Source organism: Lacrimispora amygdalina (assembly GCF_900205965.1).
In the GTDB taxonomy this organism is placed as follows: Bacteria; Bacillota; Clostridia; order Lachnospirales; family Lachnospiraceae; genus Lacrimispora; species Lacrimispora amygdalina_A.
In genome coordinates this window covers 16969-30737 of sequence record NZ_OAOF01000021.1, presented here as the reverse complement: position 1 = coordinate 30737, position 13769 = coordinate 16969, and the positions used below count along the sequence as shown (strand labels likewise).

Below are 13769 nucleotides of genomic sequence, written 5' to 3'. Positions count from 1 at the left end.
TATGGAACAGATAGAAAAGAGAAAACTGGCAAAAGCGATTGGAGAATTTCTTGATGAATTCCTGGTCCGCATCATTATCAGCAACCCAACTGAGAAACAGGGGGTGTCGAAAGTGAAGATCCGTCCCCTGAAACAGAAGGAGCTGGTGCTGTTTCAGGCGGAAGAGTTGAAAGGAAACCAGGCATTTCATAAGAATCTTCGGGAATCAGAATGTGCAGACTATGTTACGGATTTATTGGATGGAACGTTTCGGCAGATGGAACTGGAATCCGCCAAAGGACAGGTCAGAGTTCTGGTAAGCAAAAAAGGGGTGCCAGGCATTAAGGTAAAACGCACTCCGCAAAAGATCATGGCAGCTCCCCCTGTTACTGATCATAACAGGCAAAAAAACTATATTTTAAAAGAAGGAACCCCTGTTCCGTTTTTGGTTGATCTGGGAGTAATGACAGAAGAAGGCAGGATCGTAAAGTCCAGATACGATAAATTCCGCCAGATTAACCGGTTTCTGGAATTTATTGAAGATATACTCCCCAGGCTTCATAAAGACAGGGAGAATGTAATTATTGACTTTGGCTGCGGCAAATCCTATCTGACCTTTGCCATGTATTATTATCTTCATGAGCAAAAAGGGTATTCCATCCGCATTATTGGTCTGGATTTAAAGCAGACGGTAATTGACAACTGTAACCGGTTAAGTGAAAGCTATGGTTATGAAAAACTGAGATTCTATCACGGTGATATCGCTTCTTATGAGGGCGTGGATCAGGTTGATATGGTTGTAACACTTCATGCCTGCGATACAGCTACTGATTTTGCACTTGCAAAAGCAGTCCGGTGGGGAGCATCTGTTATTCTTTCTGTTCCCTGCTGTCAGCACGAACTCAATAAACAGATAGAGAACAGTCTGATGGCCCCTGTGCTGCAGTATGGACTGATTAAAGAACGTCTGTCTGCCCTGTATACGGATGCGCTGCGGGCGGAAATTCTGGAAAACCAGGGGTACAGAACCCAGATACTGGAATTCATTGATATGGAACACACACCAAAGAATATTTTAATCCGTGCGGTTAAGCAGGGAGAAAAGAAGAATAATCGGAAGCAGATTGATGAAATTATGGAATTTCTTCATGGAAATCTGACCCTTTATGATCTTATTTTTAAAGAGCAGACTATTGTAAAATAATGGGTGAAATTTACTGCTATATATGATATGATGATTTTAATAATTGAAGGAGGAATGTTCATGCCTTTTATTAATTCAAAAGTAAATGTTACATTATCAGAGGAAGAGAAGGAACTGTTAAAAGAGAAGCTCGGGCAGGCTATCAGCCTGATTCCAGGCAAATCAGAAAGCTGGCTGATGGTTGGTTTTGAAGATAACTATTCCCTATATTTCAAAGGAAAGAACAACACGAAAATTGCTTTTATAGAAGTTAAAATTTTCGGGCATGCTGCTGACCGGGACCTTGACTACCTGACCGCTGAAATTTCCAGGATATATAAAGACGTATTGGGAATTGCGCAGGATAAGATCTATATAAAATACGAGGAAGCAAATCACTGGGGCTGGAACGGATCAAACTTTTAAATTTAACTGTTGACACGTCAGACAGGGGAATGGCTTATGGAACTTTGGGATATCTACGATGAGAACAGAGCGGCAACCGGAAGGACACATGTTCGAGGGGTTCCGCTTGGTAAAGGGGAATACCATCTGGTGGCTGATATCTGGACCGTTAATCAGAAGAATCTGATTCTTCTGACCAGACGGCATCCGGATAAGCCATATGGATTAATGTGGGAGTGTTCCGGAGGTTCTGTGCTTGCAGGAGAAACAAGCGCAGAAGGAGCATTAAGAGAGCTTTTGGAAGAAACTGGTATTCATGCTGATAAAGAAGATTTAAAGCTGATTCATAGCATTCGTCAGAAGGAACGGTTTGTAGATACCTATATTACCAGACAGGACATTACCATAGAGGATGTTAAACTGCAGAAGGAAGAAGTTGTTGATGCCAGGCTTGTAACCTTTAATGAGCTGCTTGATTTATGGAAACAGGAGGTAGTGGTACCAAAATCCCGGTTTCTTCTATATAAAGACAGTATCAGAGAATTCATCAATCCGCCGTCATAGTATGACGACGGATTGTGTGAATTCATTTTTGATTTTTGTATCATATTTTGCCTGATATACAGTTTGATAGATATGTGAAGAATAAAAATCGTGCCGGAGCATCGAAGCGGCTGCTCCCGTCAGGCTGGTTTCTGCGCCTGCAGTTTTAGTAATGAGAGGGATGCTCCCTCTTTTTTTTATTTCTCCCATCAGAGGTACGGAGTCTTTTCTAAATCCCAGTATTCTTGCATAAGGAGCATAACCGGCCTGTCTGCCTTCAGCAGTCAGCTGATTTGTTGTGCCTGTAAGAATATGAAGCAATGCACGGCTGATTCTGGTATATGTGTATTGTCTTGTTTTTAGCTGATTAATTTTCTCTTCACAGGAATGATAATCTGGAAGTTGTTTAGTTATCCTGGCTGCCAGTTCCTCCGACACGTCGGCAAAGGTCTGAAACGGAATCCCTTCCATTGAAAGCCGGAGCAGTGTTGTATTTAAAAGCAGGCTGAAATCGTCATAGAAAAGAGGCCTGCTCTCCATGATTTTCTTTTTCACTGCTTCCGGTACATACTGAAAGACTGCCGGGTTTTCGCTGGAAGAACTTTCTGATTCCTTTAACGCTTTTCTAAGTCCGGTAGCGGAGCAGAATCGGTCAGGTGTGAGCAGCGGATCATGGTATCCGCTGCCGTTTCTTGCAATGGTTAGCGGAGTGAGAAAAGAATGCTGCCTGCAGATCGCTTTTAAATATTCAATTCCTAAAATATTATTGGGTGAGGCAAGGACTTTAGCATCTTCGTTACTGACAGCACCGCTTGTGATCAGAGCGGTATTTCTTGCTTCGGGGAATGTAGCTCCTTTTTTCAGCTGACTGCGCAGTTCCTCTGAATAAACGGGCGGCTCCTTGGCGAGAATAGAAGCAATGGAGGAAAGTTTTCCCATATCTGCGCACTCACTGCCAAAGCATACGCTGTCAACGGCTCCAAGACCGTTTAACAACGAAACGGCGCAGGCGGCAAAATCCTCCGCACTGCTGGTTGCAAATACGGACGGAAGCTCCAGCACCAAGTCGGCTCCGCAGGAAAGTGCCATGGCTGTTCTGGTATATTTGTCGTAAATTGCCGGTGAACCGCGCTGCACAAAGTCTCCGCTCATGACTACAACCACATACTCTGCATTGGTCAGTTCCCTGGCTTTTTTGATGTGATAGGCGTGTCCGTTATGAAATGGATTATACTCAGCAATTATTCCTACCGCATACGAATTTCTCTCTTTTATCATAAAAAACGTCCTTTTTCTTTATTTCAACCTATATTATGCTATTGTTTCGCAAAAAATGCAAATTATTTTATCACAACACTTGAAAATTTTCGGGAATGCTCATAGAATAGAGTGAGAATCAAGAAGAATCATTGATTAATAAGAACAGGAGAATAGATAAGTATGAATTTTATCGTTGAAACATCAGCTCGTCATGTACATTTATCTCAGGAACATCTTGAGATTTTATTTGGACAGGGATATGAATTAACCAAGAAGAAAGAATTATCCCAGCCAGGTCAGTTCGCTTGCGAGGAGAGAGTTACTGTTGTTGGATCCAAAGGTGAATTCAAGGGAGTTTCCATTTTAGGACCAGTCAGAAAATCTACCCAGGTGGAACTTTCTCTGACAGACGCCCGTTCAGCAGGAATTGCAGCACCAGTAAGAGAATCCGGAGATATCGCAGGCAGCGGACCTTGCAAGATAATCGGACCGGCAGGTGAAATTGATATCACAGAGGGCGTAATTGCTGCAAAGCGTCATATACATGCAACGCCTGCAGATGCAGAAAAGCTGGGTGTTAAAAACGGCGAAATCGTTTCTGTAAAAATTGACACAAATGGCAGAAGCCTTGTTTTTGGAGATGTAGTAGTACGTGTAAGCGAAACTTATGCACTGGCTATGCACATTGATACAGATGAATCCAACGCAGCAGGCTGCGGCAGAGAACAGTACGGCGAAATTGTAAAATAATCAAAGGAGAATTCGGTTTTATGAAAATTTTAGTTATCAACTGCGGAAGCTCTTCCTTAAAATATCAGCTGATTGATATGACAAATGAGGGAGTTTTAGCAAAAGGATTATGCGAAAGAATTGGTATTAACGGATCCAAACTGACTCACAAAGCAGAGGGAAAAGACGAATTTGAATTAGATAAAGAGATGCCAAACCACACTGTAGCAATTCAGCTTGTTATGGATGCCCTGGTTGATCCTCAGCATGGAGTTATCAAAGATACCAGTGAAATTTCCGCAGTAGGACATCGTGTTCTCCATGCCGGTACCATTTACAGTGATTCCATCGTTGTGAATGAAGACGTTAAGAAAGTAATTCGTGACTGCTTTGATCTAGGACCTCTGCACAACCCTGCAAACTTAATGGGGATCGAGGCTTGTGAAGCAGCTATGCCTGGAACACCCAATGTAGCAGTGTTTGATACTGCTTTTGGTATGGGTATGCCGGAGAAAGCTTCTCTTTACGCAATTCCCCAGGAATATTATGAGAAATACAGCATCCGCCGTTACGGCTTCCACGGAACAAGCCACAGCTTTGTATCCAAAGAAGCACTGGATTTTTGCGGGCTGGATCATGAGAAGGGAAAAGTTATCGTTTGTCATTTAGGTAATGGAGCAAGTATTTCTGCTTCCATCGGAGGCAAATGTGTGGATACAAGTATGGGTCTGACTCCGTTAGAAGGTCTTATTATGGGAACCAGAAGCGGTGATATTGATCCTGCTGTTGTTCAGTTCATCTGCAACAAAGAAGGCAAGACCGTTAATGAAGTACTGGATATCTTAAATAAAAAATCTGGTATTCTTGGTATGTCCGGCGGAATTTCCAGTGACTTCCGTGACGTTCAGAAAGCACAGGCAGAGGGAAATCACCTGGCAGATACTGCAATTAATGCATATATCTACCGTGTAGCTAAATACATCGGTGCTTATACTGCAGCAATGAATGGAGTGGATGCCATCGCATTTACAGCAGGCGTAGGCGAGAATGATAAGCCGATCCGTGCAGGAATCTGTACCTATTTAACCTATCTTGGAGTAGAAATCGATGCAGAAGCAAATAGCCACAGAGGCAAACGCATGATGATTTCCGCACCGGATTCCAAGGTGAAAGTATGTGTGATCCCAACCAACGAAGAACTTGCAATTGCAAGAGAGACAAAAGCTTTGGTATAATTCCTTAAATATTGGCACATTATAGTTTTTATAGTGTGAAATATGGAAATATTTTGTTGACAAATAGTGTGCCCCTATGTATAATAACATAGGTGCGTATTAGGAGATTATCATATGCTTATTAATTTAACCGAGTTGTTTACCCTGGAAGGGAAAGAGAAAACCTATACACCTGATATAGAGATGAAGACTTATCATGGACCCAATGGAGATTATGAGATCGCAGATGCCAAACCGGTTGTGCTGCGGATTATTAATCTGGGGGGAAAGAAACTGGAACTGGAAGGAAAAGCAGAACTTACTTTGCTTATTCCTTGTGACCGTTGTCTGGAGCCTGTGCCTAATAAGCTGAGTTTCGATATCATTCGTACGGTTGATTTAAGCGAAACCGACAAAAAGGATGAAGAGGGTCTCGATGAACAACCATTTGTCAGTGGTTATAGTCTGGATGTAGACCAGTTAGTTTGTGATGAACTCATACTGAATCTGCCTATGAAGGTTCTCTGCAGTGAAGACTGTAAGGGAATTTGTAATAGATGTGGAACAAATCTCAATCATGAGACTTGTGACTGCGATGTTAGGTCTGTTGACCCCAGGATGGCAGTCATCCAGGATATTTTTAAACAGTTTAAGGAGGTGTAACCATGTCTATCTGTCCAAAGAATAAATCTTCTAAAGCTAGAAGAGACAAACGTAGAGCAAACTGGAAGATGAGCGCTCCGAACTTAGTGAAATGCAGCAAGTGCGGTGAACTTATGATGCCACACAGAGTATGCAAAGCTTGCGGTTCTTATAACAAGAAAGAAATCATTTCTGTTGCTGAATAATTTCAGTATGGAAATAGCTCAAAACATAAAAAGACGAGGATTCTGATTTTTCAGAGCCTTGTCTTTTCTTGTTTTATAAAGCTAATTTTGATAATAAGGCCGCAAGTATTTTGTTTTTTCTCAAAATAATCTGTGCTATACTGAAGAAAATATTTAATCAGCTTATGGGGGTGTAATATGGCACGGATAAAACTGCCTGAGATTTTTCAAAATGGAATGATTGTTCAGCGCAATAAAAAGATAAAAATATGGGGAGAAGCCCAGGAAACAGAGAGGGTAATCGTCCGCTTTTGCGGTGACAGCAACTCTGCAGAAGTCAGGGAGGGGAAATTTTATTGTGAGATACCGGCAAAGGAAGCAGCATGCGGACAAAAATTAGAGTTTTTTACAGATGGTAAAAAGGATCCGTTACTTACCCTGGAAGATGTCTTAATCGGTGATATTTACATAGCTGCCGGTCAGTCCAATATGGAATATTTTTTAAGATACGATGCCCATTGGAATGAGATAAAGAATTGGAATAGAAATGACATGATTCGGATGTTTAACTGCAGAAGAATTGCTTTTCCAGAACAGGTCAGGGAACTTCCGGATTGCGGGAGCTGGTTTAAGGAACATGATTATCAGTGGGAGAGTTTTTCTGCTCCAGGTTATTGTTTTGCAAGAGCGATTCAGCCGGAAATTGGTGTTCCGGTGGGAATAATAGGCTGTAACTGGGGCGGAACACCGGCTTGTGCATGGATGGATTCCTCTTATCTGAATGAGGAACCCCTTTCTATATTTCTAAAAGAATATGAGGAAGCTTTGCAGTACGCTGATATGGATGAGGTAAAGCAGAAGAGTCTTGAGGCATGGGCATATGAGGACTCTTACATGCATCAGATCGCGTGGAGAGCAATGATGTACGGGATGAATCAGCGGGATCAGGAAGAGTGGATGAAGGAGAACGCGGGCTCACCGGTACTGCCTATGGGGCCTTATCATCATTACAGGCCTTCCGGATTATATGAACTGATGCTAAAAGAACTGGCTCCATTTTCTGTCAGGGGCGTGTTATGGTATCAGGGAGAATCCGATGCCGGACATGGGGAGATCTATGATCAGACGTTTTCTTCGCTTATCCGTTGCTGGAGAGATTTATGGCAGGATGAACTGCCGTTTCTTTTTGTTCAGCTGGCTCCTTTTGGCAAATGGCTTGATATTGATGGACGGGATTATCCGGTGGTGAGAGAAAGCCAGGAACGGGTGGCTGAGAATGTACCGGGTACAGGCATGATTTCCATAATGGATCTGGGAATGTATGAGGATATCCATCCGAAACAGAAAAAAGAAGTGGGAGAGCGGCTGGCTCTTTTAGCCAGGGGACTGATCTATGGAGAGGATATTTTATACGAGTCTCCGGCATTTATGGAAGGAAAAAGGGAGGGAAACTGGCTCCGTCTTCGCTTTTCCCATACTGGAAAGAGACTGTATATAAAGGGAGATGCCATAAAAAGCTTAAACATCCGGCAAAATGGTATTCCGAGAGAAATAAAGGAATTCAGACTGGATCAGGATCTGCTTATACTTCTTGACCTGCTGACCGAAGAACCGGTTGAGATCGAATTTGCAAAAGAAGCATACTGTGAAGTTAATCTGTTTAATGAAGCAGATCTTCCGGCAAAACCATTTACTGCAGTCATTGAACAGGGGGGAATATGATAAAAATAACCAATCCAATTCAAAGAGGCTTCTATCCGGACCCATCCATATGCAGAGTTGGAAACGATTACTACATGGTTCATTCCACGTTTGCATACGCACCGGGTATTCCTGTATTTAAAAGTTCGGATTTAAAGAACTGGCGCTTAATCGGCCATGTGCTGGAGCGGAAAGAGCAGCTGCGCCTTTTTGGAGCCAATATTTCCAAGGGCATTTATGCGCCTGTCATCCGATATAATAAGGGATTGTATTATGTAATAGCCACCAATGTATCCGGAGGCGGAAACTTTTATGTTACTGCAGTAAATCCTCAAGGCCCGTGGTCGGATCCGGTATTTCTAAGGGAGGCACCAGGCATAGACCCAAGTCTTTATTTTGAGGGTGATTCCTGCTACTATATAGGACAGCGGACAAAGGAACAGCCAGCTTATTACGGAGATTGTGAGATCTGGATTCAGGAACTTAATTTAAAAGAAAAAAAGCTTGTTAAAAAGCCAGTTGTTTTATTTGACGGCAGTATGAAGCGGACGATATGGGCGGAGGGACCTCATCTGTACCGGATCGGCCAGATGTATTATCTCCTTCTTGCAGAGGGAGGAACCGGATTTAACCACAGTGTTTCAATTGCACGAAGCCAAAACCTGTTCGGTCCTTATGAGGCTTGTCCCAATAACCCTGTACTGACACACCGCCATCTGGGGCATGATTATTCTGTGCAGAATATCGGGCATGGGGATCTGATTGAGACGGCAGATGGAGAATGGTTTATGGTAATGCTGGGTACGAGACCTTTTCAAGGATGTGCGGAACTGGGGCGGGAAACATTTCTTGCAAGGGTGGTATGGGAAGATGGCTGGCCTGTGGTGAATCCAGGTGAAGGAAAGATTTTGGAATGCATGGAACTGCCTGTATCAGATGAGGAGCAGACGGTTATGCTGTCTGCTGGAGACATTGAGTGGACCTATCCCCTTGATATGCGCTGTATCGGGCTGAGGGATCATCCGGACCGTTTGCCTGTAAAGATAACCGATGGCAGACTTAAGCTTCCTTTCCTCTCTGAAACAATCGAGGATCTGTCGGTTCCGGCCTATATCGGAACCAGGCTTTTATCCAGAAATTTTCTGATACAGGTCACGATGGAGTCAGAACCCACGGGATCAGAGGAGGCCGGGCTGCTTTATTTTTACAATGAAACGCATTATGTAAAAGTGGTCATTCGCGAACGAAAAGAGGGTCTGGAGGCGGTCACTGTGATCAGAACAGGGAACGAACGGATGGAATGGAGCAGAGCAGAGGTAAAAGGGAAGGTTCATGAGATATGTCTGAAGGGGCATAATCAGATGCTGACTGTAGAAATTGACAGTCAGATAACCGGACAGCCCCTGGATGTGAGAGATCTCTGCGCAGAAAAAGCCGGTGGGTTTACCGGCTGTACGGTAGGCGTTTATGCATCTGCAGAGCATAAGGTCTCCGACCATTTTGCGGTATTTGGACCACTTCACCTTGATTTTGATCATTAATCCTGTGTATACATCTGCCGGAACTCGGTAGGAGTACAGGATTTTACGATTTTAAACATACGGATAAAAGCGGAGGGGCTGGAAAAGCCGGAACGCAGTGCGACCTCGGTTACAGACAGCTGGGGATTAATCAGCAGTGTTTCGGCAACAGCAATCCGCTTTTTATTTACATACTTATAAAAAGATATATTTGCAAATTGCTTAAACAGGCGTGAAAAGTGATATTTACTAAAGCCCAAAAGAGCAGCAACTTCCTCCAGGGTCAATTCTTCCGTGCAGTGGCTGCTGATGTAATTGCAGATATAAATGAATTTCTCCGCATATTTCTTCTGCTGGATATTTCCAATGTCCAGAGAACTGATCTGCTGGGTATGGTTGCGTCCGATGAGAGCGAACATCTCCAAAAGTCTTGAATAGATCTTTGTCTCAGTCAAAGGCATGTCTTTTCTGTATTCTTCCATAATTTCCAGTGTGTACCGGTAGAGCTGGTCATGTATAGAGGGGAAAAGTTCAGGGGTGACAAGATAAGTAGGGTTCAACAGTGTAAGTATGGACTCCAGCTCTTTGATCTCATGGAACATGGGCAATTCAGCCTGAAAGATGATCCTGCGTCCTGATTTAGGTGCTTTTAAAGCGTGTATGACACCTGGGCAGATTAAAATAATATCACCTGGTTTTAAATCAATGCTATGTGTACTTAAAACAATTGTATATTTGCCGGTAAGAGGCATAATGATCTCCAGGGGAGTATGCCAATGTGCGGGATAGTCCTCTGCCTGGGTATTGTCATACAGACGAATGTTGGTATATTCCTTATAATTTACAGTCTCATGAGTTCCTTTCAGATTTTCAATCAATGTAAGTCCTCCCCATAATCATTTGTGATAATAAATAATTGCTTTTATATATAAAAAATTATAAGATATATTACTTTAAAATTCAATATAAAATAGTAAAACAGAAGTGTTTTATTCTTTTTATCGTTAAAAGATACAAAAAACAGGCATATAAAAAGTTTATTATGCATATTACATTTAAAAGTAAAATATGAACGGAATTATATAATAGCAACAATTAGTAATAGAGAGGCAACAATTATAAAGAAAACCGGACAATTTTCTGATAGAGTTATAGCATATCATAAAGCTTCATAAAATGTAAAAGTTGTTAAGGAGGAAAGGTATGGTAAAGAAATTAGTTTCGGGGTTTTTGGCAGCTGCACTTGTATTGGGTTCACTTTCCGGATGTGGGGTTTCAACGGATACCAGCGGGGGTGCTGGATCATCGGGGGGTGCAGCGGAGACCACTTCCGCCGCTGTTGCTGCAACAGGCGATGAAGAGCAGATCACCTGGATGTTCTGGGATGACTTAAATGCTACGGAAGATTTGGTCAGCAAAGGCTATAAACAGGTAATAGACCGGTTTAACGAGCAGTATAAGGGGAAATATTACTGCAATGTAGTAACAACAAACCTGGAGGAATACACAGCAAAGCTGAATGCGCTGGTTGCATCAGGCAATACTCCCGATGTATTCATCTGTAACCCGGGACCTAACTTAACTCAGTATGTGGAATCCGGAGCTGCTGCAGATTTAACAGATATTTTAAAGAATCAGGAATCTGAATGGTATGGTAATTTTACAGATGGTATTTTTGAACGTATTACATATGACGGCAAGATCATGGCAGTTCCGACAAACTTTGCAGCTGCCTGTGTATTCTACAATACAGACATATTTAAGAAAGCAGGAGTTGAAGTTCCGAAAACCTATGACGAACTGCTGGCAGCCTGTAAAAAGATTAAAGAAGCCGGTTATACACCAATATCATGTTCTGCAGGTACAGCATGGTGTCTGTCTATGATAGCCGGATATTTATGTGACCGTGAAGGCGGCCCGGACAATCTGGTTGGAGTTAATGCAGGTACTCTTGACTGGACCAGTCCGACTTTCGTTGATGCAGCAAAGAAATTAAAAGAGCTTTCCCAGTATTTCCAGGATACAGCAGCCGGAGATTCCAATGATCAGGCAACTGCAAACTTCTATAATGGAGACGCAGCCATGCTGGTACAGGGATCATGGGCAATTGCTCAGATCAACGGAAATAATCCGGAGTTTGAAGACAAATGCGGCGTATTCCAGTTCCCGGCAATTGAGGGTGGTTCAGATCCAAACCGTATGATTGTTAAAACAGATAACCTGGTTATGAGTTCGACCACAAAACATAAAGAAGCTGCACTGGCTCTTATGAAAATGTTTACCGATGACACTGCTCAGAAATATACGGCAGAAGTAGCAGGAAAAATTCCGGTTACCAAGGTATCCATTGATTACGACAAGGCACCAAAGCAGTTTGCATATATTAATGACATCTTAAAGAACGTAACCGGAACGCTGGGATTTTATAATGAATCACTGGCAAGTGTAGAAGCGGGAGATACATTTGATGCTGCCATGGTGGATGTATTCCTTGGGAATGCCTCACCGGAAGAAGCACTTCAGAAGGTACAGGATTTCTACGATAAAAATGTCTTCAAAAAATAATTGACAGAATGAGAGGGTATGCGAAGCATAAACGCCTTTGCATACCCTCATTATAGAAAGAGAGGCAGCCATATGAACAGGCTATTGGAGGATAAAAAAGCAGCTTTTATTTTTATTGGGCCGGCATTCCTTTTATTCACTCTGATTTTATTCGTTCCGATTATCCAGGTTATCTATTATTCCCTGTGTAACTATACGGGACTGACAAAACCGGATTTTGTCGGATTAAAAAATTACATAGACTTATTCACCAGTGACGAGACCATGAAGATCGCTTTAAAAAACTCCATATTTTTTATGCTTTTCTCTGGTGTGACCCAGCAGATTGTAGGTTTATTACTGGCGGTTTTACTGACTAATATTAAGGCAGGCAGAAACTTATTTAAAAACATCTATTACCTTCCCTGTGTACTTTCATCCGCCGCACTTGGTCTTTTATGGGCATTTCTTTTCAATCCCAAAATAGGTATTAATAATCTTCTGGGTACGCTTGGCATCCAGGGACCAAACTGGCTGTTTAATACCAAAGGATTTATACCGCTTCCCATGTGGGTCATCGGTTTTGTGGCATTATGGCAGTATGTAGGGCAGAATATGATGCTTTATATGGCACAGATCAGTGGAATTTCAAGAGATATCTACGAAGCTTCCTATATTGACGGTGCTTCAAAAGGTCAGTCCTTCCGTTTCATAACGCTGCCGTTGATTAAGCCTATGCTGATTACAACTCTTTCTTTGAACTGCATTGGTTCACTTAAGTTCTTTGATCTGATCTATAATATGACCCAGGGCGGCCCGAATCACCGGACTGATGTGCTTGCGACCCACTTGTATACACAAGGATTTAAATATTATAAATATGGTTATGCCAGTGCGATTTCCATGGTACTTCTCTTTTTATGCCTGTTTACTACAATCCTGATTAGTAAATGCATAAAAGTAGAGACTTACGAGTCATAGAGGGAGGAAAACTATGAGATTAGAAAATAACCAGAAAAACAGAAAACCGGTCACTGTGACCAGTGTGGTTTTATACGCATTACTGATTGCATTGGCTCTCATTTATTTACTTCCCCTGGTCTGGATGCTTAGTGTGTCTTTAAAATCAAACCGGGAAGTACTGACTTCGCCCTTTACACCTCCCAGTGTTCTTCAGCTTGGAAACTATATTTTTGCATGGACAAACGGACAGCTGGGAGTTGCTACCTTAAATTCCGTGATTGTCTGCTTTACCGCATTGGTTGTCAGTCTGCTGATTGGCGCAATGGCAGCATTTGCCATTGCCAGAATGAGACTAAGCTTTTTAAAATATATGATGCAGTATTTTTTGATTGGAATGATGATACCGGTCCATTGCGTGCTGATACCGCTTTTTGTACGTTTTTCTAACTGGCATATGACTAATGAGAGAATTGGACTGATTATTCCATATATTACATTTTCCCTTCCAATGACAATTTTCTTGATGGTGGGATTCTTTAAAAGCATGCCAAATGAGATATTTGAAGCGGCATGTATTGATGGGTGCTCGATCTATGGCTGCTTTGTCAGGATAGCACTGCCTCTCTCCAGAGTGGGGATGTTTGTTGCAGGTATTATGACATTTGTCGGTAACTGGAATGAGCTGTTACTGGCTATGGTATTTATATCTGACACGGCGAAAAAGACTCTTCCTGTCACTCTGACTTACTTCGTAGGTCCCTATGCCACAAACTATGTACAGATGTTTGCGGCTATTATCATAGCAATTGCACCAACAATAGTCGTTTACAGTATATTCAGTAACCAGATAGTAGACGGACTGACGACAGGCGCAGTAAAGGGATAAGACATCATTTTCAGG

The 13769-nt window shown here is 42.3% G+C and carries 14 protein-coding genes; 12 read left to right on the top strand and 2 right to left on the bottom strand.

From position 1 onward, the window contains the following. Nucleotide 1: 1 nt before the first annotated feature. From CRO04_RS21435 to CRO04_RS21425, 3 genes are read left to right on the top strand one after another with little or no spacing between them, the layout of a single operon-like run. Nucleotides 2-1183, top strand: a complete 1182-nt coding sequence (locus tag CRO04_RS21435; protein WP_097006289.1) for a class I SAM-dependent methyltransferase — start codon at nt 2-4, stop codon at nt 1181-1183. 60 nt (nt 1184-1243) lie between these two features. After that, nucleotides 1244-1588 (top strand): phenylpyruvate tautomerase MIF-related protein, encoded by a 345-nt coding sequence (locus CRO04_RS21430; protein WP_097006288.1) that lies wholly within the window; start codon nt 1244-1246, stop codon nt 1586-1588. Nucleotides 1589-1624: 36 nt separating this feature from the next. After that, the gene (locus tag CRO04_RS21425; RefSeq protein ID WP_097006287.1) at nt 1625-2131 is read left to right on the top strand and encodes an NUDIX hydrolase; all 507 of its coding nucleotides are present in this window, start codon (nt 1625-1627) and stop codon (nt 2129-2131) included. On the opposite strand, the gene CRO04_RS21420 is transcribed toward CRO04_RS21425, so the two are convergent. Next, nucleotides 2126-3388: a nucleotidyltransferase gene (locus tag CRO04_RS21420; RefSeq protein WP_097006286.1), complete on the bottom strand. Its 1263-nt coding sequence runs from the start codon at nt 3386-3388 to the stop codon at nt 2126-2128. The two genes, CRO04_RS21425 and CRO04_RS21420, sit on opposite strands and share 6 nt — an antisense overlap. Before the next feature lie 162 nt (nt 3389-3550). Here CRO04_RS21420 and CRO04_RS21415 point away from each other — a divergent pair, with 162 nt between their 5' ends. The 6 genes from CRO04_RS21415 to CRO04_RS21390 all read left to right on the top strand — a co-directional run bounded on the left by CRO04_RS21415 (nt 3551) and on the right by CRO04_RS21390 (nt 9382). Continuing rightward, nucleotides 3551-4120, top strand: a complete 570-nt coding sequence (locus CRO04_RS21415) for a PduL/EutD family phosphate acyltransferase (RefSeq protein WP_097006285.1) — start codon at nt 3551-3553, stop codon at nt 4118-4120. 20 nt (nt 4121-4140) lie between these two features. Next, the gene (locus CRO04_RS21410; RefSeq protein WP_097006284.1) at nt 4141-5334 is read left to right on the top strand and encodes an acetate/propionate family kinase; all 1194 of its coding nucleotides are present in this window, start codon (nt 4141-4143) and stop codon (nt 5332-5334) included. Nucleotides 5335-5448: 114 nt separating this feature from the next. Next, nucleotides 5449-5976, top strand: coding sequence for a YceD family protein (locus CRO04_RS21405; RefSeq protein WP_097006283.1), 528 nt, complete (start codon nt 5449-5451; stop codon nt 5974-5976). 2 nt (nt 5977-5978) lie between these two features. After that, nucleotides 5979-6161 (top strand): 50S ribosomal protein L32, encoded by a 183-nt coding sequence (gene rpmF, locus CRO04_RS21400; protein ID WP_097006282.1) that lies wholly within the window; start codon nt 5979-5981, stop codon nt 6159-6161. A gap of 177 nt (nt 6162-6338) precedes the next feature. Then, nucleotides 6339-7862 (top strand): sialate O-acetylesterase, encoded by a 1524-nt coding sequence (locus CRO04_RS21395; RefSeq protein WP_097006281.1) that lies wholly within the window; start codon nt 6339-6341, stop codon nt 7860-7862. After that, a complete protein-coding gene (locus CRO04_RS21390) occupies nt 7859-9382 on the top strand; it encodes a glycoside hydrolase family 43 protein (RefSeq protein WP_097006280.1) in 1524 nt (507 codons plus the stop codon). Before CRO04_RS21395 ends, CRO04_RS21390 begins: the two co-directional genes overlap by 4 nt. On the opposite strand, the gene CRO04_RS21385 is transcribed toward CRO04_RS21390, so the two are convergent. Further along, nucleotides 9379-10239, bottom strand: a complete 861-nt coding sequence (locus CRO04_RS21385; protein WP_097006279.1) for an AraC family transcriptional regulator — start codon at nt 10237-10239, stop codon at nt 9379-9381. The two genes, CRO04_RS21390 and CRO04_RS21385, sit on opposite strands and share 4 nt — an antisense overlap. A gap of 325 nt (nt 10240-10564) precedes the next feature. On the opposite strand from CRO04_RS21385, the gene CRO04_RS21380 reads away from it, so the two are divergent. From CRO04_RS21380 to CRO04_RS21370, 3 genes are all read left to right on the top strand, one after another. Then, the gene (locus tag CRO04_RS21380; RefSeq protein ID WP_097006278.1) at nt 10565-11926 is read left to right on the top strand and encodes an ABC transporter substrate-binding protein; all 1362 of its coding nucleotides are present in this window, start codon (nt 10565-10567) and stop codon (nt 11924-11926) included. Between the two features lie 72 nt (nt 11927-11998). Then, nucleotides 11999-12886 carry a carbohydrate ABC transporter permease gene (locus tag CRO04_RS21375; protein WP_097006277.1) on the top strand — a complete coding sequence of 296 codons (888 nt, stop codon included), beginning with the start codon at nt 11999-12001 and terminating at the stop codon, nt 12884-12886. Between the two features lie 13 nt (nt 12887-12899). Next, nucleotides 12900-13754, top strand: coding sequence for a carbohydrate ABC transporter permease (locus tag CRO04_RS21370; RefSeq protein ID WP_097006276.1), 855 nt, complete (start codon nt 12900-12902; stop codon nt 13752-13754). Nucleotides 13755-13769: the final 15 nt, after the last annotated feature.

Excerpts from the sequence above, each read along its gene's own strand:
- CRO04_RS21370 (WP_097006276.1), top strand. The coding sequence starts at position 12,900 with ATGAGATTAGAAAATAACCAGAAAAACAGAAAACCGGTCACTGTGACC.
- rpmF (WP_097006282.1), top strand. The coding sequence starts at position 5,979 with ATGTCTATCTGTCCAAAGAATAAATCTTCTAAAGCTAGAAGAGACAAA.
- CRO04_RS21390 (WP_097006280.1), top strand. The coding sequence starts at position 7,859 with ATGATAAAAATAACCAATCCAATTCAAAGAGGCTTCTATCCGGACCCA.
- CRO04_RS21395 (WP_097006281.1), top strand. The coding sequence starts at position 6,339 with ATGGCACGGATAAAACTGCCTGAGATTTTTCAAAATGGAATGATTGTT.
- CRO04_RS21425 (WP_097006287.1), top strand. The coding sequence starts at position 1,625 with ATGGAACTTTGGGATATCTACGATGAGAACAGAGCGGCAACCGGAAGG.
- CRO04_RS21435 (WP_097006289.1), top strand. The coding sequence starts at position 2 with ATGGAACAGATAGAAAAGAGAAAACTGGCAAAAGCGATTGGAGAATTT.
- CRO04_RS21415 (WP_097006285.1), top strand. The coding sequence starts at position 3,551 with ATGAATTTTATCGTTGAAACATCAGCTCGTCATGTACATTTATCTCAG.
- CRO04_RS21430 (WP_097006288.1), top strand. The coding sequence starts at position 1,244 with ATGCCTTTTATTAATTCAAAAGTAAATGTTACATTATCAGAGGAAGAG.
- CRO04_RS21380 (WP_097006278.1), top strand. The coding sequence starts at position 10,565 with ATGGTAAAGAAATTAGTTTCGGGGTTTTTGGCAGCTGCACTTGTATTG.
- CRO04_RS21375 (WP_097006277.1), top strand. The coding sequence starts at position 11,999 with ATGAACAGGCTATTGGAGGATAAAAAAGCAGCTTTTATTTTTATTGGG.
- CRO04_RS21410 (WP_097006284.1), top strand. The coding sequence starts at position 4,141 with ATGAAAATTTTAGTTATCAACTGCGGAAGCTCTTCCTTAAAATATCAG.
- CRO04_RS21420 (WP_097006286.1), bottom strand. The coding sequence starts at position 3,388 with ATGATAAAAGAGAGAAATTCGTATGCGGTAGGAATAATTGCTGAGTAT.
- CRO04_RS21405 (WP_097006283.1), top strand. The coding sequence starts at position 5,449 with ATGCTTATTAATTTAACCGAGTTGTTTACCCTGGAAGGGAAAGAGAAA.